General features: G+C 66.6%; 27 protein-coding genes. 14 read left to right on the top strand and 13 right to left on the bottom strand.

Annotated elements, in window-relative coordinates; translation table 11 throughout:
- Positions 1-95 precede the first annotated feature (95 nt).
- Positions 96-1,151 (top strand): hypothetical protein, encoded by a 1,056-nt coding sequence (locus Dvina_RS19320; protein ID WP_223103863.1) that lies wholly within the window; start codon positions 96-98, stop codon positions 1,149-1,151.
- Here the strand turns inward: Dvina_RS19320 and Dvina_RS19315 are convergent.
- The 4 genes from Dvina_RS19315 to Dvina_RS19300 form a co-directional block, all read right to left on the bottom strand.
- Entirely contained in the window at positions 1,133-1,396 is a 264-nt protein-coding gene (locus tag Dvina_RS19315) for a hypothetical protein (RefSeq protein ID WP_223103862.1), read from the bottom strand. The two genes, Dvina_RS19320 and Dvina_RS19315, sit on opposite strands and share 19 nt — an antisense overlap.
- Positions 1,393-2,175 (bottom strand): DUF72 domain-containing protein, encoded by a 783-nt coding sequence (locus Dvina_RS19310; protein WP_223103861.1) that lies wholly within the window; start codon positions 2,173-2,175, stop codon positions 1,393-1,395. The genes Dvina_RS19315 and Dvina_RS19310 overlap by 4 nt, the downstream gene beginning before the upstream one ends.
- Positions 2,176-2,267: 92 nt before the next feature.
- Complete coding sequence (locus Dvina_RS19305; RefSeq protein WP_223103860.1) at positions 2,268-2,813, bottom strand: DUF6326 family protein; 546 nt, start codon at positions 2,811-2,813, stop codon at positions 2,268-2,270.
- 73 nt (positions 2,814-2,886) lie between these two features.
- The gene (locus Dvina_RS19300; RefSeq protein WP_246656314.1) at positions 2,887-3,594 is read right to left on the bottom strand and encodes a hypothetical protein; all 708 of its coding nucleotides are present in this window, start codon (positions 3,592-3,594) and stop codon (positions 2,887-2,889) included.
- A gap of 231 nt (positions 3,595-3,825) precedes the next feature.
- On the opposite strand from Dvina_RS19300, the gene Dvina_RS19295 reads away from it, so the two are divergent.
- The 3 genes from Dvina_RS19295 (at position 3,826) to Dvina_RS19285 (ending at position 6,676) form a co-directional block, all read left to right on the top strand.
- Positions 3,826-5,055 (top strand): sensor histidine kinase, encoded by a 1,230-nt coding sequence (locus tag Dvina_RS19295; protein WP_223103859.1) that lies wholly within the window; start codon positions 3,826-3,828, stop codon positions 5,053-5,055.
- A gap of 52 nt (positions 5,056-5,107) precedes the next feature.
- On the top strand, positions 5,108-5,770 hold the full coding sequence (locus Dvina_RS19290) for a response regulator (RefSeq protein ID WP_223103858.1): 663 nt from the start codon (positions 5,108-5,110) through the stop codon (positions 5,768-5,770).
- A gap of 234 nt (positions 5,771-6,004) precedes the next feature.
- Positions 6,005-6,676, top strand: a complete 672-nt coding sequence (locus Dvina_RS19285; RefSeq protein WP_223103857.1) for a hypothetical protein — start codon at positions 6,005-6,007, stop codon at positions 6,674-6,676.
- 232 nt (positions 6,677-6,908) lie between these two features.
- On the opposite strand, the gene Dvina_RS19280 is transcribed toward Dvina_RS19285, so the two are convergent.
- Both Dvina_RS19280 and Dvina_RS19275 read right to left on the bottom strand, forming a co-directional pair.
- Complete coding sequence (locus Dvina_RS19280) at positions 6,909-7,358, bottom strand: hypothetical protein (protein ID WP_223103856.1); 450 nt, start codon at positions 7,356-7,358, stop codon at positions 6,909-6,911.
- A gap of 331 nt (positions 7,359-7,689) precedes the next feature.
- Positions 7,690-8,391 carry a hypothetical protein gene (locus Dvina_RS19275; protein WP_223103855.1) on the bottom strand — a complete coding sequence of 234 codons (702 nt, stop codon included), beginning with the start codon at positions 8,389-8,391 and terminating at the stop codon, positions 7,690-7,692.
- A gap of 222 nt (positions 8,392-8,613) precedes the next feature.
- Between Dvina_RS19275 and Dvina_RS19270 the strand changes: the two genes are divergently transcribed.
- Positions 8,614-9,441: a hypothetical protein gene (locus Dvina_RS19270; protein WP_223103854.1), complete on the top strand. Its 828-nt coding sequence runs from the start codon at positions 8,614-8,616 to the stop codon at positions 9,439-9,441.
- Positions 9,442-9,463: 22 nt separating this feature from the next.
- Positions 9,464-9,781 (top strand): hypothetical protein, encoded by a 318-nt coding sequence (locus tag Dvina_RS19265; RefSeq protein ID WP_223103853.1) that lies wholly within the window; start codon positions 9,464-9,466, stop codon positions 9,779-9,781.
- A gap of 112 nt (positions 9,782-9,893) precedes the next feature.
- On the opposite strand, the gene Dvina_RS19260 is transcribed toward Dvina_RS19265, so the two are convergent.
- The 4 genes from Dvina_RS19260 to Dvina_RS19245 all read right to left on the bottom strand — a co-directional run bounded on the left by Dvina_RS19260 (position 9,894) and on the right by Dvina_RS19245 (position 13,256).
- Positions 9,894-10,490, bottom strand: coding sequence for a hypothetical protein (locus tag Dvina_RS19260; protein ID WP_223103852.1), 597 nt, complete (start codon positions 10,488-10,490; stop codon positions 9,894-9,896).
- A 202-nt stretch (positions 10,491-10,692) separates the two neighbouring features.
- Positions 10,693-11,226, bottom strand: a complete 534-nt coding sequence (locus Dvina_RS19255; protein ID WP_223103851.1) for a hypothetical protein — start codon at positions 11,224-11,226, stop codon at positions 10,693-10,695.
- Positions 11,227-11,289: 63 nt separating this feature from the next.
- Complete coding sequence (locus tag Dvina_RS19250) at positions 11,290-11,604, bottom strand: hypothetical protein (RefSeq protein WP_223103850.1); 315 nt, start codon at positions 11,602-11,604, stop codon at positions 11,290-11,292.
- Between the two features lie 335 nt (positions 11,605-11,939).
- The gene (locus Dvina_RS19245) at positions 11,940-13,256 is read right to left on the bottom strand and encodes a hypothetical protein (RefSeq protein WP_223103849.1); all 1,317 of its coding nucleotides are present in this window, start codon (positions 13,254-13,256) and stop codon (positions 11,940-11,942) included.
- A gap of 299 nt (positions 13,257-13,555) precedes the next feature.
- Here Dvina_RS19245 and Dvina_RS19240 point away from each other — a divergent pair, with 299 nt between their 5' ends.
- On the top strand, positions 13,556-13,999 hold the full coding sequence (locus Dvina_RS19240) for a DUF6896 domain-containing protein (RefSeq protein WP_223103848.1): 444 nt from the start codon (positions 13,556-13,558) through the stop codon (positions 13,997-13,999).
- A gap of 231 nt (positions 14,000-14,230) precedes the next feature.
- Entirely contained in the window at positions 14,231-14,491 is a 261-nt protein-coding gene (locus Dvina_RS19235) for a hypothetical protein (RefSeq protein WP_223103847.1), read from the top strand.
- 187 nt (positions 14,492-14,678) lie between these two features.
- Here the strand turns inward: Dvina_RS19235 and Dvina_RS19230 are convergent, their stop codons facing one another.
- Positions 14,679-15,149, bottom strand: a complete 471-nt coding sequence (locus tag Dvina_RS19230; RefSeq protein WP_223103846.1) for a DUF4265 domain-containing protein — start codon at positions 15,147-15,149, stop codon at positions 14,679-14,681.
- Positions 15,150-15,528: 379 nt separating this feature from the next.
- On the opposite strand from Dvina_RS19230, the gene Dvina_RS19225 reads away from it, so the two are divergent.
- The 4 genes from Dvina_RS19225 (at position 15,529) to Dvina_RS19210 (ending at position 20,660) form a co-directional block, all read left to right on the top strand.
- Entirely contained in the window at positions 15,529-16,419 is an 891-nt protein-coding gene (locus Dvina_RS19225) for a DUF2625 family protein (protein WP_223103845.1), read from the top strand.
- A gap of 334 nt (positions 16,420-16,753) precedes the next feature.
- On the top strand, positions 16,754-17,719 hold the full coding sequence (locus Dvina_RS19220) for a 4-hydroxy-3-methylbut-2-enyl diphosphate reductase (RefSeq protein ID WP_223103844.1): 966 nt from the start codon (positions 16,754-16,756) through the stop codon (positions 17,717-17,719).
- Between the two features lie 162 nt (positions 17,720-17,881).
- Complete coding sequence (locus tag Dvina_RS19215; RefSeq protein WP_223103843.1) at positions 17,882-19,843, top strand: hypothetical protein; 1,962 nt, start codon at positions 17,882-17,884, stop codon at positions 19,841-19,843.
- Positions 19,833-20,660: a hypothetical protein gene (locus tag Dvina_RS19210; protein ID WP_223103842.1), complete on the top strand. Its 828-nt coding sequence runs from the start codon at positions 19,833-19,835 to the stop codon at positions 20,658-20,660. Before Dvina_RS19215 ends, Dvina_RS19210 begins: the two co-directional genes overlap by 11 nt.
- A 592-nt stretch (positions 20,661-21,252) precedes the next feature.
- Here Dvina_RS19210 and Dvina_RS19205 read toward each other — a convergent pair.
- Entirely contained in the window at positions 21,253-21,918 is a 666-nt protein-coding gene (locus tag Dvina_RS19205; protein WP_223103841.1) for a TMEM175 family protein, read from the bottom strand.
- Between the two features lie 80 nt (positions 21,919-21,998).
- Between Dvina_RS19205 and Dvina_RS19200 the strand changes: the two genes are divergently transcribed.
- The gene (locus Dvina_RS19200) at positions 21,999-22,904 is read left to right on the top strand and encodes a hypothetical protein (protein WP_223103840.1); all 906 of its coding nucleotides are present in this window, start codon (positions 21,999-22,001) and stop codon (positions 22,902-22,904) included.
- A complete protein-coding gene (locus Dvina_RS19195; protein ID WP_223103839.1) occupies positions 22,861-23,496 on the top strand; it encodes a TetR/AcrR family transcriptional regulator in 636 nt (211 codons plus the stop codon). Before Dvina_RS19200 ends, Dvina_RS19195 begins: the two co-directional genes overlap by 44 nt.
- 17 nt (positions 23,497-23,513) lie before the next feature.
- Here the strand turns inward: Dvina_RS19195 and Dvina_RS19190 are convergent, their stop codons facing one another.
- Positions 23,514-24,341 carry an SDR family oxidoreductase gene (locus Dvina_RS19190; RefSeq protein ID WP_223103838.1) on the bottom strand — a complete coding sequence of 276 codons (828 nt, stop codon included), beginning with the start codon at positions 24,339-24,341 and terminating at the stop codon, positions 23,514-23,516.
- Positions 24,342-24,468 lie beyond the last annotated feature (127 nt).

The following is a 24,468-nucleotide window of genomic DNA, read 5'->3' as shown; positions in this document are numbered from 1 at the left end:
CCCCCGGTACATATCAGCACGCTTGTTGTCGCTTTCGTGAGCGTAAATGCGTGCGTCCGCTGCGGCCACTCGAGCGGTCGTTATACTCAAATCCCATGAACGTTTCGGCGGCCGTGATGACCCACCCCACGCGGCTGGCCGCGGCGCAGCGGTTGTGCGCGGCGCTGGCTCCCATCGACGCGACGCCGGCCGTCGACCCCGAACCCCACGCCACGCCCGGCGCGATGCGCAGTGCCCGGCTCGCCTGGGCGGCGGGCGGCCCGGACGCCACCCACCACCTGGTGCTCCAGGACGACATCGAACTCGCCGAGGGGTTCGCCGCCGCGGTCGCCGCGAGCGTCGCGCTGCATCCCGACGCCGCGATCAGCTTCTTCGTCGAGTGGGGCTCGCGCACGGCCGCACTCGTGCGCTGGGCGGCGCTCGCCGACGCGTCATGGGTACCGATGATCAATCCGTACGTCCCCACGCAGGCGCTCGTGATGCCGGCACCGTTGGCGCGCGACCTCGCCGCGTTCCTGCGCGACGAGACCGACGATGCCGAGCCGGACGACGAGGCGATCCTGCGGTTCCTGCAACGCCGCGGCACCCGCATGCTCGCGGCGGTACCGAATCTCGTCGAGCATCTCGACCTGCCGAGCCTCACCGGGAATGAGGGACACGGCGTGCGCCGCGCGGCATGCATCACCGGTGAACCCGCCGCAGCACCCGGCCCCACCGTCCTGCCTCTGCCGGCGCTGCTGCCGTTCCTCGCCTGGGTCGACGCCACCGCAACGACCATCGACACCGCTGACGGCACGTTCTCGGCCCGCACACCCACCCTCGACGTGCTGACCGCGCACGGATATGACGGCGACCGCCTGGTCGCGGCGTGCGGACCGGCGCTGGCCGGGCTCACCGACCCGGACGGGCTGCGGGCCGGCATCGACGCGAAGTACCTGACCGAGTTGTGGATCACGGCGGTGGCGATGGGCGCGCTGGGCCGGCAGTACCGGCCGGGCGCCGATCTCGACCACCCCGCCGTCCGCGCGGCGCTGCGGACGACGGCCCCCGGTGCCCTGCGGACGCACGTCGACTTCGCGGTGCTGGAACGTCACACCGAAGACCTGGCCGCGCTGGTGACGGCAGGCCTGCGCTACGGCTGGACCGCGTAGCCGGGTCCGGACGCCGTCCGGACCGGCCGCGCTGCCCGGCGGTCGCCCACCGCACGGCCCGGGTACTGCGTCGAGCGGCCGACTGTCGGCGGGGTCTCCGGCTCGGTCACCGGCGGTGCGTCCGGCACGGGGCGGGTCGCCTCGGTCAGCGGCGCGTTCGGCACGCGCGGCGCCTTGACCCCCGCCGCGTCCTCGTCCGCGTCGGCGGTGCCGGGCATCGTCGGCAGGCCGTTGTCCTCGCTCATGGGACCTCCGCGGTGGTGGTTGCATCGGCATGCTCCGGGTATCCGGCCCCGTCCCCGGCGACGACGCCCTCCGCCAGCCGTCGGCCGAACCGCGCCGCGTCGGCGGCCCGTGGCAGGTTGTTGAACATGACGTACGCCGGTCCGGCCCCGACCATCGCGGCCAGCCGGTCGAGCTCGTCGTCGGTGTACACGTGCCCGGCCCCGGTGACCCCGTGCAGCCGGTAGTAGGCCAGCGGCGTCAGGCTGGGCCGCACGAAGGGATCGGCGGCGTGTGTCAGGTCGAGCTCCGCGCACAGCTCCCGCACCAGGTCGTCCGGCCACGCCCCGCGCGGCTCCCACAGCAGCCGCACCCCGTCCGGCCGGGGCGCCCGCGCCAGAAACGTCCGCAGCCGCGCGACCGTCACGTCGGTGGGCCGGAAGCTCGCCGGGCACTGCAGCAGGATCGCCGACGCCTCCAGCACCGCCGCACACCGCGCGGTCGTGTCCCAGGCCCGCGCGACGACCGGCGTCCACCGGAACCCGCCGGCCTGCGCCCGCTCCTCGTCGCTCAGCGGCGTGCGCAGCCGGCGGTAGGTGGGGCTGCGCGCTTCGTGCGTAATGAGCTGCCACGCCTTGACGGTGAACTCGAACTGCGGCGGCACGCTCGCCCGCCACCGCCGCAGCGTCGCCTCCCGGGGCGGCTCGTAGAACGTCTGCTGCACCTCGAGCACCCGGAAGCGCTGCGCGTAGGCCGCCAGCGCCATGCTCGCCCCGCACAGCCCCACCTTCACCGCCGTCATGCGCGATCCATACCCAGCCGGCGGCTGATCACCCTTCGGCGGATGTCTTGTCAGTCCGGGACGGCCTGAGCGTGATCGATCAGGTCGGCCGGCTATGGAGCGCGTGTAGCCGATGACGCCGAGCCGTGGCCGCTGAGTGTGTCTTCCGCGGTGACGAGCTGCACGGGTAACTCACTGCCGAAGGTCGGTCGCTGCGGACCGGCGGGGGTTCGAGACCATGTCCAGGCGGAGCGCAGGATGAAGGCCAGGAGCAGTACCTCGAGCCCGATGGAAAGGCCGTAGAAGGAGGCCCAGGCCCAGGACGCCCCCACCGCGTTGAACGCCGAGTAGGGGATCAAGAGCAATGCGACGACGAGGTTCGCGGTACGGTTCACCCGGGCGGGCAGCGTCATGGAGAGCATCACCATCACGGCCGGGATCGCCACGGACGCGAGCATCATGGTCAGCAGCGTCGGGCTGATGTTGAACTCGAAGACGACGCCGGTGCGCAGGTCGTCGATGACACCGGGCTTGTAGAGGTGGAAGTAGTCGACGTAGATGTAAAGGAACATGAAGCTGGCCCATGTGGCCGCGAGCTTGGCCTGCACGGGGATCGGCGGGTTGTCGAGCACCTTCGGGGTGTCCGTCCGGATGGTCATCGGTTCTTCTTTCGAGAGCAGGAGTGGCGGAAGGTCTGGTCTGGGCGTGCATCCGTACGGGTATGAAGCGACGTCAGCCCTGTCCACGGACGAGCCGCAGGCCGGTGACAACGAGCCAGACGAGCCACGCGGCCAAGCCCGAAACTCCGACGAACACCAGTGGCGAGCCATCCGCGATGGCGAGGTTTCCGGCACCGGCCAAGATGAGCGAGCTGCCGCCCGCCACCCCGAGCAGCCGCTGCCACCGCCGCGTCAACCCGCTGGCGTGGGTGGCCAGCGCCGCGCCGATGCATGTCGCCCCGAGCGCGGGCAGCGCGAGCGCGAACACCGCGGCATGGAGTTGCCAGATCAGCTCGAAGGCGGGGGTTGGCTCGGCCTTGCCGTCCGCGGCGAGCACTACCGCAATGTGCGTGGCTATGACCAGGGCGGATACCGCCGAGAACGTCGCTGCGGCGGCCACCGCGAGCCGCGACCAGTCCGCGGCGCCGCGGCGCCGCACGAGCCCGTGCAGTCCCGTGACGAACAGCAGGAGCAGTGGCAGGTTCAGGGCCTCCAGACCCACGGCGACGGCCACGGCGGCCCGGTTCGCGGCATGGTAGGCGAGGACATCACCAAGAGGATCTCCGTAGCCGGGCGATCCAGTGCCCACGAACATCGCGTTCTGCACGATCACTGACGCGGCGTAGGCGACCGCGACGCCGCCGACGATTCGCGTCGTGGGCACCCGGCCCAGGACCTGCCGGTCCTCTGGCGCGGCGAGATCTGCTTTCCTGGTTCCCACGTCGCCCTCATTTCCTTCCGTATCATCCGTCGCCGCGCTGACAGCGAGAGGATTGCCGCACTTGGTTTCGGAGTTTGCCCGGGCCGCCCGTTGCGGTGATGTGGAACAGCCTGCTGGAGCGGCCGGATACGCCGCTACGAGCCGAAGTCGATGGCGGCGGGCCGAAGGTCTACACCTCGGGATCGACTTTGGTCGGATGTCAGGCAGCCCGGCCGGCCGTACCCTTTGATCATGACGGTGCCGGCGGACCCGCGGGATCGCAGCCCGCTACCGGCGGGCGTGATCAGCGATGCTGACCACGACCCCGTGCGCCCGGCCGGGCGCACGGCCCGCGGCCGGGTCGTCGACGCCACCTGTTTCCTGCTGGCCGTCGTCATCGTGGTGCTCGCCCTGGTCGACAGCCGCGCGCAGCACATTGCGCCGGTCCCGCTCGCCGTCGACATCGTCCTCGGCAGCCTGTGCAGTCTGGCGGTGTGGCTGCGCCGGCGCTGGCCGGTCGGCCTCGCCGTCGCCGCCGGTCTGGTCGGTGCCTACGCGACATCCGCCGCGGGCACGGCGCTCGTCGCGCTGTTCACCGTCGCGGTCCACCGACGCTTCACGGTGGTCGCCCCGATCGCGGCCGGTTACGCGCTCGTACCGTTCCTCTCGCCGCTGGTCCGGCCGGACGTCCCGGTCGGGCCCTGGTCGCAGATCGTGCTGGGCGCCGTCCTCGCGCTCGCGGTGCTCGCCTGCGGCATGTTCGTGCGGGCGCGACGCCAATCGCTGCGGGAGCGGGCCGGGCGGGTCGCGGCCGAACAGGAACTGCGCGTCGCCGAAGCCCGGCAGGGCGAACGCAACCGGATCGCCCGGGAGATGCACGACGTGCTCGCCCACCGCCTATCCCTGCTGAGCCTGCACGCCGGGGCGCTGGAACTACGCCCCGATGCGGCGCCCGAGGAGGTTGCCCGGGCCGCCGGGGTGATCCGCGAGAGCGCCTACCGGGCGCTGGAGGACCTGCGGGAGGTGATCGGCGTCCTCCGCACCGGCGTCGACCGCTCCGGCGAGACGCCGGAACGGCCGCAGCCCACCCTGGCCGGCCTCCCTGACCTCGTCGACCAGTCGCGGCGCGCCGGGATGCGGGTCCGGCTCGACGGCCAGATCGACACCCTGTCCGCCGTGCCGGCCGGTGTGGGGCGCAGCGCGTACCGGATCGTGCAGGAGGGGCTGACCAACGCCCGCAAGCACGCCCCCGACGCCGAGGTGGCCGTCACCGTCCGGGCCGCCCCGGGTGACGGCGTGACCGTCGAGATCCGCAACCCGTGCCCGATGGGCACCGGCGGTGGTACCGCAGTTCCCGGCGCCGGTATCGGCCTCATCGGGCTCACCGAACGCGCCGCCCTCGCTGGTGGACGCCTGGAACACGGACCTACTCCGGCCGGTGAGTTCCGGCTCTGGGCCTGGCTACCGTGGCCTACTCTCTGACCGCGGCCCGGATCGGTCCGCGGGCCGGCCGGCAAGCGAGAAGGAGCCCAATGTGAACGCAGCGGTCCGGGTCCTCGTCGTCGACGACGACCCGCTCGTGCGGGCGGGCCTGGCGATGGTCATCGGCGGCTCACCCGACCTGACCGTGGTGGGCGAGGCCGGTGACGGAAGCGAAGTAGCCGCCGCTGTCGACGCGTACGCTCCGGACGTGGTGCTGATGGACATCCGCATGCCCACCCTCGACGGCCTCGCCGCCACCGAACAGCTGCGCGCCCGGCCCGGCCCGCCCGAAGTCATCGTCCTGACCACCTTCGACGCCGACGAGTACGTCCTGCGCGCGCTGCGCGCCGGAGCCAGCGGCTTCCTGCTGAAACACACCCCACCCGCCGAGATCCTGCGCGCGATATCGCGGGTCGCAGCCGGCGAACCCATCCTGTCGCCGACCGTGACCCGACAGCTCATCGCCCACCTCAGCGACACCGGCGCCGCCGCCCGGCAACGGCACGCCGCCACCGCGCTGGATCAGCTCAGCGAACGCGAACGCGAGGTCGCCGTCGCCGTCGGCCGCGGCAAGTCCAACGCCGAGATCGCCAGCGAACTGTTCATGAGCGTGGCCACCGTGAAAGCTCACATCTCCCGCGTGCTCGCCAAGCTCGATCTCAACAACCGCACGCAGATCGCCCTGCTCGCCCACGACGCCGGCCTCACGGGCTGACACCGGCAAAGCCCGGCCCCGCGTCCTTACTCCACGGTTCCGCCGAGCAGGCCGACGCCGCGGCTGTTGATGTGCTGGCGTTTCCGGAGATCCGTGCGCGCCGGGTTCGGGAGACTGGCATGATCACCGCCCACATTGAACCGTCGTAATCTTGAGCCGCGCGTCGACACGCACGATCGGCGCCAGATGCGGACGTTGACGGCCTGGCGTTGGGCGCTGTTGTAGGTTGGCCGCGTGGACCTGAAGGTGATCGAGGGCAGGCTGACCGAGCAGCAGGTCGGGACGGATACGCAGCGGCGCGCCTTCGGCGAGTTCGTCGGGCCGCACGGTGAGCTCGCGTCGTATGCGTTCGGCTGGACGACCGGTTCGCAGCATCATGTCGCACAGCTCACGGTGGGGATCGGGGCCGGGAATCCGGGCGGTGGCACCTTCCACGCCGTCGTCTTCGACAACGGGGACAGTTACGCCTGCTCGCTCGTGGACGAGCCGTTCGAGCGCGTGCCCGAGGGTGGTCCCGACCTGACCGCGGTCGAGGCCCGCGCGCACGAGGACCTGGCGTTCATCTGGTGGGTGGTGGACCGCGTCATGGAGCGCGACCGCCGCGCGTGGTGGATGAAGCACTGGCTGCTGGGCACGACCAGCATGCAGACCGGTGAGGTATTCGCACGGACAGAGCCGATCTTGTATGTCGGTCACGACGCCGACGACGGACTCTGGCAGCTCATCGGCGCGAGCGATGCCGCCCCCGCCACGGGCAAGCTCAGTCATCTGCACCACGCCGCCGAGCGGGACCGTACGTTGCTTGACGTGCTCGACCTCGAGCCGGGCGCGAGCGCCTACCGGGCCGGGCCGGATGAACCCTGGATTAGGAAACCCTCCTCCCGGTCGCCCGGTGGCAAGCGGTGACCTCGTGGTGACGGTCGGCCGGGGGCCGTCGGCGTGTACCGGCAGGGATCCGGGTCGGGCTCGGCCGTCGGGTGGACGGAGCACAGTTGCGGTCCGTCACCATCGGTGGGCCGGCACATGCAGGCCTGGACGACGCTGCGATCGATGTGCCGCGCACCGGCGACGGAGTCTGGCCGATGACCCTCGAGGAGGAGCCCGACGCCGACGAGCCGAGGCGCAGCCGCCGACTGGGTCAACGCGCCGCGGCCCATCGCCTGCGGATTGATCCCAACAGCAGGTTTACCCCCGCCAAGACGGCACCGCCGACGATGAAGAACATACCGATGTTGCGGAGGGCCGTGTGGCTGCTAGCCGGCGCGTCGTCCGTGTCGATCTTCAGACGCTGTCCCTCGATATGGATGACCTTGCCCCGGTACAAGGTCACCCGCACTGGGACGCCCCGCACATCCGAGATCTCACCGGAAAGCGTGACCCTCGCGGTGGCGCGGCGCCCGCCGACGTCCATCTCCGCCCGATCGTGGGTCAGCCCGGTCATCGTGCCGTCGATCGTGATCTGACACTCGACAGGCTTGAACGCCTGCCCTTCGGAGCAGGTCGGCGCACGGTGGGCTCGGTCCTCCGCGACACCGCTGCGCCATGCCGCCACCAGCAGACACGCCCCGACGGTCCAGAAGATCGCCACCGCCGCGAGCGCATCACGGACCGTGAACGGCCGATTCAACCACACAGCCCGATACTCCCACCCCACCGCAACGCCGTAGGGTCCCGCTAGACCGGCAAGGAACCAGGTAGGCGAGCCAACGTGGTACGGGTCGCCGAGCTGCGACAGCGTGGGCCTGAGGCGACACAGGCAGTAACTCTCCGCAATAGGCCCGGTCGCTGGCGGCGGAAATGATCTTGCGCTTCATCCTCGTCGGCGCGTGACGAGCGGCGTCTTGCGGCTTGTCCGCGAGCAGGGCCGGCCATACCCTTATCGCTTTCTGTGACGGATTCATCGCGGTACACAAGCGCGTCTAGAAGCTCGGCGAGCCCTCCTCATGTGCTTCATCGGAGCCGGCAGCTGCTGCCAGTGGGTACCCGAATCTCCCGGCGTCCGCCCGGACGTGAGCCGGTTCGGCCTCCGGATTGAGCGCACGAATCACCGCATCGGTCAGCGGCCGGAACTCGACGATGTGCCCGGCCGCGGAGAGGGGCAGAACCACCTCGTGCACCTCCTGGGCGAACTCGCAGTACCTATCCGCCATGTCGTCGAAGAGGATGTCGAGCAGCCAGGAGCCGTCCGGGTCCACCTCTTCGTCATCGGCAGGCGAGAAGTCGATGTCATCTCCGGCGTGCCATCGCTCGTCGCCGGCGCGCCGCCACAGGACGAAGCTGGCGTTGAGCCAGCCATACAGGCTGAAGGCGGGCTCGGACACCCGGGGCCGAAACTCCTCGGGAAGGCCGTCGAGCAAGCCGGGCCACAGCCGCCCGTCTGTGTACTTGAACATCGGCGACTCGTGGTAGACGCCACGGATGAAGACACCATCGGCGGTGAAGACGATGTCGTACTCGTCTCCGCCGCCACTGCGCATCGAGGCCACCTCGTCCGCTCCCCGGGTGCGGTCATAAGTGTAGTAATCGCCTCCAACGATCGCGTCAAGCATCGCGAGCGCCTTGCACCGCTGCTGCAATACGTCCATGGGCGGCAACCGTGCGGCGATGTCGTACACCGTCATGTCGGCATCGTACGGCGGGCATGGCCCGAGCCTTGATCACGTTTCCGGGCATCGACCATGACCGGAAGTCCGGTACGGCAAGCCCGCTTACCGTTGGTGATGATCGTTAGCCTGCGCCGGGAGCTCACAGCGGCATGATCGGACGTTGGGCGGTTCGAGTGCGTGCGGAATCGGCCGCGCCGGGATGACCATGGCATAGATGGAGGTGAGTAGGGTGCATGCATGGTGACCACGGTGACGCGACGGATCACGCCGGCCGGCTTCCTGCTGGCCGTGCTGCTGTTCCTCATCCTGCCGTTCGTGACGGCATCATGTGATGTGCCCGCCGACTCGGGAACGGCGGCGGGCCGGCTGACCCTGTCCTTGACGGGCTCAGACCTGGCCGCCGCGCATGAGCACCTCGACGCGACCGGTGGCCTGGCGCTCTCACCGGATCAGCAGTCCCGCGCCGATTTGCTCGTCCGGATGCCTCGCAGCACGCAGGTTCTGGCACTGTTCACCGCCGTGGTGCTCCTGGCCGGCGTCACGCCGGCGTTGGTCCGGCGGGTCCGCGTAGCCGCTGCGGTAGCCGTGGCGGTGGCAGGTGCCGGTGGTGCACTCCTGGCCACCACCGCGTACTTCACGGTGCAGCAATGCACCGTGATCACCCAGAACTTCCTGCACTACGGCACGTATCTGCCTTCGGTGGAAGGCAAGAACCTGGACAGCCGGGTCGGCGAGGTGATCCACACCGGCATCGGCTTCTGGCTGACGCTGGGCACGGTGCTGACACTGGCCGCCGCCAACATCGTCGTGTTCGTTCGTGTCCGGAGACCTGCGCACCACCCGGGCGATGGCGCGCAACGAAGCCCGCCGAACCGCCCTGACGTGCCCGCCCACCGCGCCGATTCACGACGCTCGGATCTTGATGCTGCTGGGCCGCCGCGCACCAACGGCGGCAAATCCGCGCACCTGATCAGGGCGCCGGGCGAACCGTCGCGCCTGGTCGAAGGCATGAGCAGACGTCTGCGATCGCTCCTGCTTGCCAAGGCGGCGGTCTTCACTGATTGACGTCGGTCGGTACGGTCGAGGCGTGGACAATCCACTGCTGGTGCACCGCATGCGCGCGTTGATCGCTGTGTTCGTGTGTGGCGTCGCAATGTTCGAGATCCACGCGGTCGATGTGTCGGGCCGCGTGGTGGTGGCGCGCACCGGCTGGGTGCTCGCGCTGGTCGTGGCGACCTACGCGGCCGCGGGCCTGGCGACCGCGGCAGCGGTGTACACGTTCGTCCAGCGCCGGCCGGAGCGCGCGAAGCTCTGGTCCAACGTTGCGACGGCCTTCGCGATCGTTGTGATCCTCGGCTTCAGCTCCGGCTGGTTCCTCGGCCTGGCAGTCGACGACACGCTCTGAGAGCAACCGTGATGCGCCCGGCTGACAGCTGAGTGTCCGTATCGGCCATGAGCGTCTGCCAAGATCGACGGTAGGTGAACCCGGCCGCCCCAGGTGACCTGGAGAGTTTGCGCTAGCCGGCCCCCGGGCCCTTCTTGGCGCAGGCCCCCTTGACGAAGGACTCGCGAGAGACGACATCCAACTTGTGGTAGTCGATCGGCGCCAGCACTTGACCTTCCCCGATCCGGGCGAAATCCTCGGTGGTGAAGCTGACCATGGGGGCGCTCGTCCCCTCGGGGCCGCCTTTCGACGCGTTGAGCGTGTAATGGTGACCGGGATCGAACGATCCCAGCACCCGGCTGTGCAGTCCGGTCGGCCCGGGAGAGTCGTCATGCCCCGAGGTGATCAGCCAGCCCGCCCGTTCCGCGCCGAGCAATTCGACGTCGACCGCCTGAGCCGGCGAAGGCACCGTGACCGTGACGGCCCAATAGCGAAACTCGGTGTCCGCGGAGTTGTTGTCATCCTGGAAGACGCTGAGATGCGATGTGGACCGCCCGCACAGCGCTACCACCGCAGTCGCCTTACCATCGACCACCGCCAGGGCCGCGTACTGCACCGGATCCGGCCCCCTGTAGCAGCCGCTCAACGAGGCATACGCCGCCAGAATCACTGCCAGCACAACAAGCAGACGCCGAAAATCCCCCATGCCTGAAGCCTCAACCAGCACCATCTCAACGCCATCTCAGGCAGGTATCACTATCCGCTCATCGGACACCGCACCAATCGGTTGACAGAGGAGCTCAGTCCCGCGGTTGAGGTGGTAGCGCGGCTGGTGTGCAGACGTAGTCGGCCGGTCCGCCAGGGCGACATAGGACCTGCCGCCGGTCGGAGGCGCAGGTGTGCAGGCCGGTTCGGGCCCGCGCCGGCGAACGTTAGGGCTCAACGTATCGCCCGGGTTTCGGCGACCAGATCCGCCCGGTGTTGAGGTGGGCGGCGGTCTTCGTCTCCTGCCGGACGATTCGGTCAGGTCTTGGGGGCGCGGGCCAGAATTGCAGGAGGTAGTGTTCGTCCGGTTCGTCGGCGCTTTCGTCGCTGAAGTCCATGCCGTGTGCGTTGTACCTGACGCGGTAGTGCTGTTGTTCGAGGTTCAGCGGCCACCGTTCTTCCGCTGCCCATTGCATGAGTTGGGCGGTTGATGTTTCAGGGTGGAACGAGACTTCGACGATGTCCTCCCAGACATCGTCGATCGGCGGCTGGATATCGTGCCGCTCAACGCGGACTGTGACATAGCCGCTGTTCTTGCCCGTGTTGAGGTATAGAAAGCCCGGTGTCGCCGCGCCGCACATGCCGTTGCGTTGTCCGGCGTAGGCGTCGATCGCGCTGCCAGCGGTGATGCCGGGTTCCCGGCTCTCGACGTAGAACTGCCGGTACTGAATCCGGACGGTGCCGTCGAAGAGCAGGAGCATGTTCGGATTATGACAGTTTGTGTCGGCCTGGGGCGGCCCTCTCGTCGCCCCAGGCCGTTTGACTTAGGGGGCGGTGAGGATGCGGATCGTGGCCGCACCTGTCGTGTCGTCGGCGGCGTAGAGCCGTTGCCCGTCGGTGGTGATCCCCGTGGTATTCGCGAGCCAGGTGGTGTCCGCGACGACTGTGGACAATCCGGAGGTTTTGGACAGCAGATGGAGCTTGGAGCTTTCGCGTGCGTAGATGTAGTCGCTGACGGTGATGGAGTTTGGTGGGTAGTAGATGGGGAGTTTGGATTCGGTGATCCGCCCTGCAGGGATCACCTCGCTGGCTAGCCAGAAGTAGCAGTACTGCCGTACCTTCCACGGCGCGTCCCCCATGGACGCCAACGTATACATCCGGATCTCAGAGACGCGCGCGATTTGGCAGAGTCACGCACCGGCCAGCGTGCGCGCCCGTCACACGGGGTGACAAGCTCTTTCGTGCTTGCGCAAAATCTCGGCAGTTGAGCGCACCGGCCGGCGCGCACCTCCGTTGCCGTGCGTGACGGAACCGGCCAAGTCGGCGCGCACGATCGGCGGCATGAGCGTAAACCAAGATCGAGAGGCGGGCGTCACAACCATTTCCGAGCCGATTGCGAACGACGGAGGATGGCGGACACCACGGCTCTAGGCAGCGGTTTTCTGGTCTCGCCGGCGGGTCACTGAGTACTGAGTTAACGAAGACGAACACCAGCAACGAACATTGCGAGTAGTACATAGATGGACGCGGACACGATCGCCAATGCAGCGCTCTGCAAGGCCGCAGCCGAAAAGACGGCTGCGATCAGGATGAATGATACCGAGCTGAACTCCCGCGCGAGCAGGCTGCTCACGGCCGGCCTGACGTACACGGCCGAACCAGGCACAATCCCTAGGCGCTCACGGGTCGCTAGGTCCAGGCTGATCTGCGGAAAGTCCTCGTCGCCTACGAGCTGCTGGTTATCTGGCACGCCTGTCTGACTTCGGGCTATGAGCAAGGGCGATCGGTCACGCCACGGCAGTGCGCGCAGGGACGCCCGTGCGACCTTACTGCGTCCCGATTGCACCGAGACGGCTTCGACGATTACCTGGTTCCCCGACGCTACCCCGAGAAGATCGAGCATCTCTTCAGGGAGCCGGATTACCGGCTTCTCGATGTCGATCACTGCGGTTCGTCCGACCCGGGCGATGGTATGCCGGCTTCCAAACAGTATGTTTCTGATCCGATTCGCCGTGCCGTCGCAGTTTGCGAGTCCAACCGGCTCGCCCTGCGGCAGTCCGATTGCGAACAACGTGGTGGAGTCCAGAACGATTCGTTCCGCAGGCACCCGCGAGTCGAAGAGTGTACGAAGCGGGATAGCTGCGTGAACGTTCGGGTAGTCCTGCTGGAGAAAAAGGTTGCGAAGGGATACGTAGTCGGTGGTGACCCTCGTCCGATGCATCGGGTTGAGCACGCAGTAGTAGGAGTGGCGCGTGCGGATCCGATCAAAGTACGGCGTTGACGGAGTGGCGACCAGCACTAGCTCGCCCTCCCGAGGACCGAGAAAGGCCGCGTCGCCGACATACTCGGCGCCCTGATACTCCAAGGTTCCGCCCGGCAACGCACCATCGGCGCCTATGGTCTCGATGATCCGGTCGTTGTCAAGGACAAGCGTGGCACTCCCCATATCAGGAGGCAGCTGGCACAGTTGCGCAAGGCTCAGGAGCGCCACGAAGCCGGCCGCGGGCGCAGCGTTCGTGGTGCGCGCATTCAGTAATATCCATGCCCGGTCAAAGTAAGTGCTGCGGCGGGCCAACTGGCTCAACACATCGTTCAGCGCGTCTCGAACGCTGGCGCTGAAATAGATCGGATACCGCCGCGGAAGCCGTTCCGCGCCGAGTTGACCGAGTAGGCCCGCGACGGTCCCGTGTGTCTCAAGCTCAGCCCATCCAAGGGGTCGGTGCTGCCGCAAACGCAACTTCAGCCGCTCCGTGGTTCCGTCTTGGTGGGTGAACAACTCGTTGTCGCTCACGGTCGGCCAGCCATAGCACCGATGGTCGCTCACCAACGCAACACCCCCAGCCACTCCTCGTGCTGATCTATAACTCCGGATAGCGTGTGAATCGCATCGCCAGGGGTGGGAGGTTCGCGAGTGGCTCGCCGAGGGGGTTGGCCGAGTCGCTCCACGATCAGGCGTACTCCCTTCGGCATGACAGGAAGTCGCGCCCTCAACGAGGACGGTTACCGTCGGTGAAGGGTTCTGGCCGGGCGTCGCGCTCCATCGGCGGCATGAGCGTAAACCTGTGGGGTCGGCATTGAGATAATCGGGCGATGGCTCAAGATCCTTTGGATGCGGTCGCGGCGGTGCAAACCTTCCTCGCTGCCTACTGCGAGATCAGGGCAGCACTGCTCGGTGACCTCGCCGGCCTCGGCGGAATTGCCGACCTCATGCGCGCTGTCCGAACGGACCGTGTGCTCGGCCGCCAAGGAACCACCACCTCCGGGGTCGAGTACCTCGCCCACGGCGCGGGCTGCCGCATGACCGACCGGCGCGGACGTGAGGTTGACGTGGACCTCCGTCGCGATCCAGCAACCGGGGCCATGGTCGAGGCCGCCGACGTTTGGCGCATCCAGCAATTCCTCGCCAGCTGCGCTGCGCCCGCCGTCGCGCCTGAGGACCTGGACACAGCGTGCCATCAGCTGTCGGACAAGGGTGCACTGCGAGTCCTCGGCGACACCGGGTGGTTCGCCCTCGACAGCACCCGCCCGGCATAGTCACGGATGGTCAGCAACATCGCCGCTCCGCCCTGCAAGCCCGCGCTACCTGGTTCCCGGTCAACGAGCGCAGGGGGGCCATGAGCGCGCACTCCAATCGGTGCCGGGACGGATGTGACTGCGTGATTGAACACGTTTGACGACGTGCGTCGTGGCCCGCGGTTCGCCGATCAGCGGGAGCGTTGCGGCGAGAACGGCGGATTCCGTGGCGACATTGCAGGATCATGAGGTATGAGTGCGCATGATTCGGACCGCGTTGAGACGCAACGACGTTTCGAGGTCGGGGAGCTCACGGAGATGCTGCGCCACGATCCTGACTTCGCAGATCTGCGGGCTTTGCTGGCCGGGCACGGCCTGCTCCACTCCGAAGTTCTGCTCGCGGGGCTGATCGAGGGCGAGGACAACGGCCGGTACGGTGTCTTCGTTACCAGGGCCCTGCAGTGCTTCCAGTTCGAGATCAAGTCGAATGGCGAGCTGGTCCAGTGGGATTAAGTCGATAACATCGCCAAGCTCGCCGACGCCTTCACGGCAGCTGCCGCCGGCATCGCGATCATGCGCACGGGCGGCCCGGCGCTGTAGCCAAGCCCAGCACGCGACCGAGCAGCGAGCGCGTTGCGGCAGATGAGGAAGCCGACAGGAGACGATTCAAGCTGTGCTGGCGGCGACGTACTCGAATCGCTTACGGTGCGGTGCTGGTGTCCACATTGGACCACTCGGCGGACACGCACGCCTCATGGAAGTCCCAGGTTCCAGCGGCCTTTCCCGCGCGCAGCATTCCGCGGATGGCCCGGAAGTCCGCGTCCGGTGGAATGTCCAACGCCGCCAGGTCGTAAGCCGGTGCCGCGCTCTCACCGGTGACGCCGAGTTCAGCGAATGTGGCGAGTACCGCGGCCGGGTCGCATCGGGTCACCCAGATGGTGAGGTGGCCGGACCACTGAGCTTTCTGCATGACCCAGCGTGTGCCCTCGAACTCGACGGCTGTGACGACGTCGTAGATGGCAGAGTTCGGGTCGAACCACGGGACATTCTCGAGCCGGTATAGGCCGTCGCCCAACGGGGTGGCCCAGAGACCTTCGCCCTCCGCCGGCTGTGGCCAGTTGCGCTCGGGTGCGCGGCCGTCGTCGTCCTGGACGCTGCGGATTCGGAGCATGACAAGTCCGTACCCTGCCGGCTTTGGATGGTCTACCACACCCGGCAGCATAAGTGTCCGTGAACCGGGCGGTGGGTTCCCCATCATCCGGCCGTGATGCCCGGATGAGCGAAGGGGCGACCGTGCGTCGCAGTCTGCCCGTCGTGGCGGTGCTGCTGGTGGCTCGACCCAGCCGGACTCGGCTACGTCGCCGCCGGGGCCGCCAGCCTCGACACCGGTGACGACATCGCCCGCGGCGCCGCCTTCATCGCCCTGGAGCACACCGTGGCCGGCTGCTGAGCGGCCGTTGCGCGGGCGGACCGGCTCCAGGTTGACACGGCGCCGGCTGGCAGGCCGAGCCGGAAATCCAGCCGGCCTCGCAACGCCGGCAGAGGCATCCATGATCAGGTGCGCGCTCTTCGGCAGAGTCGCGAGCCGGCCGACCAGCATCACCGCGACCGACCGTGACAACCTTGTTTGGTTGCCGCGCACGAACGGCGGCATGAGCGTAAACCAAGATCTCGTTGGGCTGACCGTTGCCACGGGTTCTATCTCGTACGCGAGGCATGATGATCGGGTGCGCAGTGTAGAAGAGTTGACGGCGGCGCCGGAGTCGGCGTGGCCCGCGCTGGAGGCGGAGCTGCTGTCGAATCCGGAGATCGTCATTCTGCCGGTTGCCGCCGAGGCCGGTCGTAATTGCCTGTATCGACTGCAGGTGTCCACCAGGTCCCGGCTCGGCGCTCTGGCCTTGCACACAGGTGGGTTGCTCGTCGAGGACGGTTGGCTGAGGGTGCTCGGCGGCGGCGATGCGGCCGGCCTGCCGTCGCTGGCACAGGCCAACGGCCTGCCTGGCGGTGGCCGGCCGCCTGCTTCGCTCTTGGTTGGTCATGATGTGCTTGGTGGGCGGTTCGAGGTCAACGGAGCCGATCCAGCGGCGATCGGCCGTCCGGGAGACGCCGGCGAGGTGTGCTACTTCGGTTCCGATTCGTTGACGTGGGAGCCCTGCGGTGCAGGTCATGGCACCTGGCTGACGTGGATCGCCGAGGGCGGTACCGCAGAGTTCTACGCTGCATTGCGGTGGAAGGGTTGGCAGGCGGAGACCCGAGCGCTACCGCTGTCGCACGGCTTGACGGTCTACCCTTTCCTGTGGTCACGCGAAGCACAACAGGACCTCGCCGCAACCACCCGTCGTCCGGCGCCCACAGCGGAACTGTTCTCCCTGCAGGATGAGTTCGCCGCACGCTTTGCCGATGAACCGAATACCACGGCGTTACACATCCGCGTCGACTGAGCGGCCAAGATGCCGTTCCACATCAACTGGACAACGCGGGATCGGACGTTCCGACGTCGCCAGGTGCATTCACGTTCCGTAACGAGCCCTAGCCGATCGCCGCGCTCCCGCAGCGGCATGAGCGTAAACGTGATCATGCGACAGACGCGATGCCAGCGTCATGAACGGTGACGCAATAACGATCAAGAACTAGGATCGTCTGATCGGTGGGCACCCACTGCTGCGTCGAGCGCGCGCCTTTGAGCTGAAAGATCAACGACAATACGGACGCCACCGAGGCTGTATACTCCGCCGCGGGCAGTGCAACTCGCAACCAACAACGAGAGGCACGAACATGACTAAGCGAATCCTTCTCGCGTCGCCGCGCGGGTACTGTGCTGGCGTAGATCGAGCAGTCGTCGCGGTCGAAAAGGCGCTCGAACGCTACGGGGCGCCGGTATACGTACGCAAACAGATCGTACACAACAAACACGTCGTTGAAGTGCTTGAGCGGCGGGGGGCGATCTTCGTCGACGACACAGATGAGGTTCCCCAAGGCGCACTTGTCATTTTCTCGGCGCATGGAGTTGCTCCGAGTGTTCATGAGGCCGCCAAACGTCGTGAACTGCGCACCATTGATGCCACTTGTCCGCTGGTAACCAAGGTGCACAAGGAGGCCATCCGGTTCGCCGCGGACGACTATGACATTCTTCTTATCGGTCATGTCGGCCACGAGGAAGTAGAGGGTACTGCTGGCGAGGCCCCACAGAACATCCACGTCGTGGATGGTCCTGGCGATGTCGAACGGGTCGTTGTTCGCGATCCGAACAAAGTGGTCTGGTTGTCTCAGACGACCCTTTCGGTCGACGAAACTGCAGCCACAGTGGAACGTTTGCGTGAACGGTTCCCAAGATTGCAGGATCCACCCAGCGACGACATCTGCTACGCGACCCAAAATCGTCAAAACGCGGTGAAGAAGATGGCGAGGCAATCCGAGTTGGTCATCGTCGTCGGATCAAGCAACTCCTCAAACTCTGTACGCCTCGTTGAGGTCGCGCTGGAGTATGGGGCACGTTCAGCCCATCGAGTCGACAACGCGAGCGAGATCGATGATGCATGGCTCGATGCCGTGGAAACGGTCGGGCTAACCTCCGGTGCGAGCGTTCCGGAAGTTTTGGTGCAGGACGTCATTGCGTACCTCGTTGATCACGGCTTTGAGCACATTGAAGATGTCGTCGCAGCCGAAGAGGATCTTCTCTTCTCGCTCCCCAAAGAGCTACGCCGGGATCTCGAGGAGAACACGAGCGGCCGGAAAGCATAAACGAGTGGCGGCCGCCGCCCGGATCTGCGCCGAGGCGGCGGCCGAAGGACGAGCTATCAGGCTCGCCGGCGACCAGCCTTCCGGGCACGCCGCAAGGCGGCGAGAGTCTTTCGGACCTGCGCGACCGTCAGGTGGACTTGCCGAGCGAGGTAACGAATCTGGATGACCAGCGTCGAAACAGCGACGACTGTAGCGATCGTGCGGTCCATGATGTCCTCCAAGGCTGTAGCGCCGCTCATAGCCCAAAGAGACCATGCAAGTGCCGCACAGTTGGGGGCGAAAACTGTGCGGCATCAAGAACGGCGTGTGGATGAGGGCTCGGTTTTTGATCACCGTATTACCTTGCCTCCGTCAGCCCCTTCTGCGCTTGCAGCGGCGCAGCCTCAGATCTTCTACGCCTTTTCAGTCCCTCGTCGGGTATGGCCTCTCGTCTCGCGCATGGGGACGGGGAGACTCGGGGTCGATATGGCAGTCACTGCGCTGGGCGCTATAACGGATGTCTATTTAGCTGGCGTCTCTCGGCAAACAGGCAGATCCGTACAAACCAGGGTCCTTTCACTGATCTGTGGAGCAATTGACGCGGCCTTGTGGACACAGTTGACAATCGATAGCGCAGAATCTGCGCTGATCGGTGCCTCGCGCCAACTTGAACTTTCGTTGGAGGCAGGATTTCGCGCCAAAGATTGGGATCTTGCAATCGATGTACTGACACCAGTCGTGATCCAAATAACTACGGATATGCTAGCCGACAGGAGGGTACGGGTTGCCCCATTGCTGTTGGCTTCTTTGGGTGTATTACCTGGCCTGTTGCTCAATTGGCTTGAGCGCGAGGAAATACAGGCAGCCCTCCAGCAAGACGAGCAATACACCACCGCAGCCTTGGAATCTGCCTTCGCATCGGGCTGGCAAATCGAACTCGCCGACGGCCAAACTCCAGTCGGAGAGTATCTCGAACACGCGGTGAGGCTGCTCTTCTTCGCTAGGGCACGCTCCCGATCGGTCGAAAGAGAGTTTGCGTCGTTCCCACCCGAAGAAGAGTACTTGCGAAACGTGAAGCAAGCTGCGCGCTCGCGGATGCGTTTCGTCGGAAAGGGTAAAAATCTTAGAGCTGCAGGCCTTGAGGAGCGCAGTTACTGGACGCTAGCGGAAGCGGTCCAGGAGGTGAACATGCGCATTTTCAACCCACGGCTTGCTGACGGGGTTGTCGTTCAGTTGGCTGACGACCGAATTTCAGAAACAGTCATACCAACAGCGCTCGTCGATAAGCTTACTGTAGTTTTGAAGAATCAACCATTTCTGGGCGCAGTCAAGCTGTCCGTATCGCTAGGAAGGGGAGCGTATTTAAAGTTGACTGATGGTAGATTCTCGTGTTCACTTGAACTGGAGCGGGGAGTTGAGATACTACCATCATGGACCTTCGACGCGAGGTTCATCGGTTTAATAGCCGCAGCGATTCTAAATTTCGTTCCACTTAATAGGTCAGCCAGCGTTTTACTTGCCAAGACGGCTGGAAGTCTTGGACTACTCGGACTCTCTGCAGCAATCTGGTATCGCGGGCACAGTTTGCATCCGTTGCGACATCGGTCCGTTTTGCCGCTTGCGCTAGCCATGGCAGCCGCTGGCTCAATAGCCGAGGCCCAATCCGCGCACCGTTCTTCTTTGCGATCCACTCCAGGCCGATTCGGTACCTTTGCCATGGCCCACGTGCTAGGCGCCTACTGGTCCGATCTAAGCCGCTCTGCAAAGTTTGTGGGTGCGGCGTCGACCTTGGGTATTCTCGCTCTCTGTGCTAGTAAGGCGGGTAACTTGCGCACACTGGTCTCGGACGCAATATGGATTGCGGCGCCGGCTGTTTCAGCGTCGGCTGCGCATGCAGTCGCGAATGGAATAGCAGAACAATATACGGCGCGCCGGCGCGCTTTGTTGCGGCAGCGCGCTTCGATTCAGGCCGAGGAGGGCCGCGCGCAAGCCAGGGCTTGGCTCCGACATCAGACTCATGCGATTCGAACGCGTCTTCACGGAGAGGAAGGGCGGCTGTTGACAGTAACGGAGTTCAAGTTAGTACAAGCTGAGCTTGATCGAGCGGAGGCGATTCTAAACGATCGTGAGAGCCATGCCGCCTGAATTGCGCATGCTGCGCGTTGCTATCGTCGACGACTTGGTTGAACTCCGGGAAGGCCTGGCTGCAACACTCACTCCCAACTTGGGAATTGATGTCCGATTTCGCGTAGATTTTCAAGAAGCGGTGAATTTGCCGTTTCGGGATCTCGACGCGATCGTGCTAGATGCGCACGACCGACGTTCATACAGTCCGGATCAATATTCCGGAATCGCCATTACGAGGCTTGCGCGCACCGTTCGCGGGGAGAGCAGTATAGCGGAGTTCCTTAAGGAGAGCACGGGGCGAGCCATTTCGCTTGAGGAGCAAAAAGCGAGCATCGCCGATATGCTTGTCGTTGCAATGATGTCTCAGTGGTACGATCAGGACGAATTGCGGGCGAGATTCGCAGCCGCAGGTGGAGACATTTTCTGGCCACTAAATAGGTGGGTGGATCTCGCGCATGCCGACACTTTTTTTGAAGATCTGGCGCACCTACTGCATGAACCTGTCGACTGGTCAGTCCGAGAGGTTCGAGGGCGCAGGGACTGGCTCCCGGATACCAGAGGCTATCCAGTGGATCCCGCGAAGGCTGAACAGCTTTTAGCATCGCATGAAGATATCGTCGATCTCTCTCTGAAGTATGTTGATGGCACCAAGTCCCAGCAGGCCGCGGTACGAGATAGGTTGAATCGCCGCATTCGTGCCGGGCGGCAGGTTCGAGCAATACGGGGCAAGGGCGCTACAGCCAAAGCTATCGCACGAGCGATCGCTCGGATTTACGGAGTGCATAGTCAGCGGCCGATCATCCCACCGGGGGTTAGCCGAAATGCCGATGGTTGATATCTTAGATCGCTTCTGCCCTGTCAACGCGGCAGAATTATCAGATTACGTGACGTCAGTTTGGCGGAGTTGATTCCATTAGTACTCGAAGCTGAATCAATTAGGCGCTTTCGGCTGATGCAGGCTGGCCGTTCTGTTCGGTGTCCGCTCATCGGCAGATCCGGTAGCCGTCTGAGGCCCGGTCCCGCTACTGAACGTCGCTCCAGCCGACCGCCGGGCTGGGCCTGACCCGTGCCGTGGCCCCTGACGGCGGTGGCATGAAGCTCCGCCAGCAGGACCTGCGATTTGTCGGCCAGTCCGGGAACTATTCCCGTTCGGGTAGTTTCCGATGCTCGTGAGTTTCGGGCCCACCTTTGGATCGACGCCGACCCGATCCCGTACCCACGCTGGGCGTTGCCGGTCGTCCTCGCACTTGCCGACGCAGCCGAGCACGTCCGCCGGAAGGCGAATTCGGCCGCGCGGTCGGTGGCGGCGACCTCGTGGCGCCGCGAGATGCCGCCGTACCGCGAGCGCGATGACGCTGCCGAGCACGTTCGGCACGGCACAGACCGGTGCGCCGGGTCGGCAGCCGTCGCCCGGGAGCGCGCTTCGGCTACTCCGTTGCATCCCCCCTCCACCGAGCCGATCGGCGACGCCATCGCGCCGGCCCGGGTGCGGCCCGGAGCCGGTCGGCCAGGGCGCCGGCGCGGGCGACGAGGGGCACGGCGATCCAGCACAGGTACGCCCAGTGGGTGACAAGCGCGACCGGGATCGAGATCAGGAACGCGACGGTCATCGCGACCAGCCGGCGCTGCGCGGCCGCCATCGTGCGGTCCGGGTCCAGGAGGTCGGCGCGGACGACGCTGCGCAGCATGAGCCAGAGGAACATGCCGGAGAGCGCCTGCGTGGCCGCGTAGGTCGCGAACCGGGCGGCGAACGCACCGTCCGCGGTGAGCACGCGGGTGACGAACGGCGTCGCGACGATCGTCAGCAGCCACAACAGGTTCCACTGCGGCAGCCGGCCGCCGATGCTCGTCACGCCGGCCAGCAGCCGGTTGTGCACGAACCACTGCGTGCCGACGACGGCGAAACTGATCAGGAACGCCGCGTAGTCGCCGCGCAGCTCGGCGGCCCGGTGCAGGAACTCGGCGTCGGTGCGCCCCTCCGGCACCGGTAGTTCGAGGGCCAGCAGGGTGATGGCGATGGCCACCACCGCGTCGGAGAAGAACACGAGGCGCTCCGCCGGGCTGGGCGGGGCGCCAAGGGCTGCGCGTTCCAACGGGACTCCCTTGCGCCATTGACGATGAACTCTTTAGTGTTACCCGACTAGTTAACACCATCGAGTTACAGGAGTCGTCGATGCCCGCTCCCCTGCTGTGGCGCCACCGGCTGACGGCCGGCGCGTGGATCGTCGCCGGCTACACCCTCGCCGGCATCGCGGCCTCGCTGCTGCGCCAGGGCCGCCCGCCGGCCCTGGCGGCGCTGCTGTGGACGATCGCCGCAGGCGCCGTCGCCGCAGCCGCGTTCGAGCCGCTCGGGCGGCGGCTCCCGCTCCCGCCGGCCCGGCGGTTCCTGGTGCTGTTCACGCTCCTGTATGCGCTGACCACGCTCAGCAACGCCGTCGAGGCGGTGCTCTTCGTCCGGGGCGTCTCTCCGATGATCCTGCTCACCGGCGCGCTCCTGGCGGCCGGCGCCGCGGTGCCGGCCACCGGATGGCGCCGCGCGCCCGCCGCGGCGGCCGTCCCCCGACCGCTGCGGACCGCCCTGGCCACCCGTCCCTGGTGGTCCTGGACCGGCCGCACCCTGGTGACCGCGCTGCTCTGGGTGCCGGTGTACCTCGGCTTCGCCGCCGCCGACGCCCCGTTCATGCACAGCTACTACACGCGCGCCGGCACCACGTTCACCATCCCCGACGAGCGCATCATCGCCTTGGCCGAGGTCCTGCGCGGCCTGCTGCACGCCGTCCTGCTCGGTGGCCTCGCGGCGATGCTGGGCCCGCCCCGGCGCCGGGCCTGGGCCTGGCTGACCCTGACGCTCGCCGCCGGCAACGGCTGGATTCCCCTGGCGCAACGCGCCGACTGGCCTCTCTACGTCCGGGTCGCCAACGGGCTGGAGATCACCGGATCGGCCGCAGTCTTCGCCGGCCTGGTCGTCCTGCTGCTGTCCGCCCGCCCCCGGCCGAGTCGCGGCGCCGGGCACCGGTGGGCGATCATTGGACGTGATGCCGCCGACCCCGCCCCGCCGCCGCCTGCTCCCGGCCCCTGAACGGGCCGCCAGCATCCTGCGCGCCGCGGCGTCCATCTTCGGCGAGCAGGGCTACACCCGCACCACGATGGAGGACATCGCGACCCGGGCGAAGGTCAGCAAGCTGGTGATCTACCGCCATTTCAATTCCAAGCAGGAGTTGTACCTGGCCATCCTCGACCAGCTCCGCCGGCGCCTCGAGACCGTCGTGCCGCCGCCCGCGCCCGTCGACCCGGCCGACCACGCGGCCGCGTTCCGCCAGGCCGAGCTCACCCTGGCCGCCGAGTTCGCGATCGCCCGCGAGTCCCCCGACGCCTATCGCCTCCTGCTGCGCCACGCCGCCCACGAGCCCGAGTTCGCCGACTACGTCGCGCAGGTGAAGGCCGCGGCCCACGCCCGCATCGAGGACATGCTCGGCCCGGCCGACCCGGTCCTGCGCTCCTGGATGGCCCGGGTCGTCGGTACCACCGTCGACGAGGCATTCCTCGAATGGCTGGACGCCGGCGACCCGGCCCGCGACGCCGAGATGGTCCGCCGGGTCACCTATCTGCTCGGCAGTATGGTCGGCAGCCTCCGGGCCGGCGGTGACGGTCAGCGGGCCACCCCGCCCTGACCACCCGGGCCTCGGGATCAGCCGTCCGTGTGTTGCCGGGCCGCGATGACCTTGTCGAACTCGTCGAGCCGGTCTGCGTAGGCGGACTTCAGCATCGCTTCGGCGTCGAGCCCGATCGGCAGCCGCAGCGGCGGCGACGGCATCCGGCTGACTCGCCAGACGACTTCGGCGAACAGCTCCGGCGAGTTGATCGCCGGGTTGGAATTCATATTGCTCATTGCCTCGAAGGCGCCGTCCATGATGGGGGCGTAAGCGTCGATACGTTCGCTCGGCGCGCTCAGGGCGGCGCTGTATCCGGTGGCGAAACCGCCCGGCTGCAGAATGGTGACCTTGACGCCGAGGTGCGCCGCCTCGACCGCCAGCGTCTCCGCGGCCCCTTCGAGCGCGAACTTGCTGGCGTTGTATGCGGCCAGCCCCGGGAATGCGACAAGGCCCGCGACCGAGCTCACAAAGATCGCATGCCCTCCGCCCTGCGTGCGCCAGCTGGGCAGAATGGCCCTGGTCAATCGCCAGGAGCCGAAGACGTTGGTGTCGAACTGCGCGGCCAGCTGCGCGTCGGAGACCTCTTCGAGCGCACCGAACTGCCCGTACGCCGCATTGTTGACCAGAATGTCGATACCACCGAAAGCGGCGAGCGCCCGATCGACGGCGGACCGGCACTGATCCGGGTCGCGCACGTCCAATTCGGCGGTCCGCAGACTGCCCGGGAACCGTGCGGCGAGGTCGTCCAGGGTTTCCGGGCGCCGCGCGGTGGCCAGCACCTGGTCACCTTCGGCGGCGAGCCGCTCGGCCAGGGCCCGGCCGAGACCATTCGAACAACCGGTAATCAACCATCGCTTGATCATGGATGCACGCCGCCCTTTTCCGCACCTGGGATTTGACGACAGCCTGACACGACGGCTCGAATTTGCCAGTCGCCTACATGACATTGCACCATTGCGCGCAATGCAAACGGCGTGCCGCGCAAGAATA

This window comes from Dactylosporangium vinaceum, from assembly GCF_019904175.1.
Classification (GTDB): Bacteria; Actinomycetota; Actinomycetes; order Mycobacteriales; family Micromonosporaceae; genus Dactylosporangium; species Dactylosporangium vinaceum.
The sequence above is the reverse complement of the archived record's forward strand: the minus strand, read 5'-3'. Positions and strand labels throughout refer to the sequence as shown.

Excerpts from the sequence above, each read along its gene's own strand:
- Dvina_RS19320 (WP_223103863.1), top strand. The coding sequence starts at position 96 with ATGAACGTTTCGGCGGCCGTGATGACCCACCCCACGCGGCTGGCCGCG.
- Dvina_RS19315 (WP_223103862.1), bottom strand. The coding sequence starts at position 1,396 with ATGAGCGAGGACAACGGCCTGCCGACGATGCCCGGCACCGCCGACGCG.
- Dvina_RS19310 (WP_223103861.1), bottom strand. The coding sequence starts at position 2,175 with ATGACGGCGGTGAAGGTGGGGCTGTGCGGGGCGAGCATGGCGCTGGCG.
- Dvina_RS19305 (WP_223103860.1), bottom strand. The coding sequence starts at position 2,813 with ATGACCATCCGGACGGACACCCCGAAGGTGCTCGACAACCCGCCGATC.
- Dvina_RS19295 (WP_223103859.1), top strand. The coding sequence starts at position 3,826 with ATGACGGTGCCGGCGGACCCGCGGGATCGCAGCCCGCTACCGGCGGGC.
- Dvina_RS19275 (WP_223103855.1), bottom strand. The coding sequence starts at position 8,391 with ATGACGGTGTACGACATCGCCGCACGGTTGCCGCCCATGGACGTATTG.
- Dvina_RS19270 (WP_223103854.1), top strand. The coding sequence starts at position 8,614 with ATGGTGACCACGGTGACGCGACGGATCACGCCGGCCGGCTTCCTGCTG.
- Dvina_RS19260 (WP_223103852.1), bottom strand. The coding sequence starts at position 10,490 with ATGGTGCTGGTTGAGGCTTCAGGCATGGGGGATTTTCGGCGTCTGCTT.
- Dvina_RS19255 (WP_223103851.1), bottom strand. The coding sequence starts at position 11,226 with ATGCTCCTGCTCTTCGACGGCACCGTCCGGATTCAGTACCGGCAGTTC.
- Dvina_RS19250 (WP_223103850.1), bottom strand. The coding sequence starts at position 11,604 with ATGGGGGACGCGCCGTGGAAGGTACGGCAGTACTGCTACTTCTGGCTA.
- Dvina_RS19240 (WP_223103848.1), top strand. The coding sequence starts at position 13,556 with ATGGCTCAAGATCCTTTGGATGCGGTCGCGGCGGTGCAAACCTTCCTC.
- Dvina_RS19235 (WP_223103847.1), top strand. The coding sequence starts at position 14,231 with ATGAGTGCGCATGATTCGGACCGCGTTGAGACGCAACGACGTTTCGAG.
- Dvina_RS19230 (WP_223103846.1), bottom strand. The coding sequence starts at position 15,149 with ATGCTCCGAATCCGCAGCGTCCAGGACGACGACGGCCGCGCACCCGAG.
- Dvina_RS19225 (WP_223103845.1), top strand. The coding sequence starts at position 15,529 with ATGATCAGGTGCGCGCTCTTCGGCAGAGTCGCGAGCCGGCCGACCAGC.
- Dvina_RS19220 (WP_223103844.1), top strand. The coding sequence starts at position 16,754 with ATGACTAAGCGAATCCTTCTCGCGTCGCCGCGCGGGTACTGTGCTGGC.
- Dvina_RS19215 (WP_223103843.1), top strand. The coding sequence starts at position 17,882 with ATGACCAGCGTCGAAACAGCGACGACTGTAGCGATCGTGCGGTCCATG.
- Dvina_RS19210 (WP_223103842.1), top strand. The coding sequence starts at position 19,833 with ATGCCGCCTGAATTGCGCATGCTGCGCGTTGCTATCGTCGACGACTTG.
- Dvina_RS19200 (WP_223103840.1), top strand. The coding sequence starts at position 21,999 with ATGCCCGCTCCCCTGCTGTGGCGCCACCGGCTGACGGCCGGCGCGTGG.
- Dvina_RS19195 (WP_223103839.1), top strand. The coding sequence starts at position 22,861 with ATGCCGCCGACCCCGCCCCGCCGCCGCCTGCTCCCGGCCCCTGAACGG.
- Dvina_RS19190 (WP_223103838.1), bottom strand. The coding sequence starts at position 24,341 with ATGATCAAGCGATGGTTGATTACCGGTTGTTCGAATGGTCTCGGCCGG.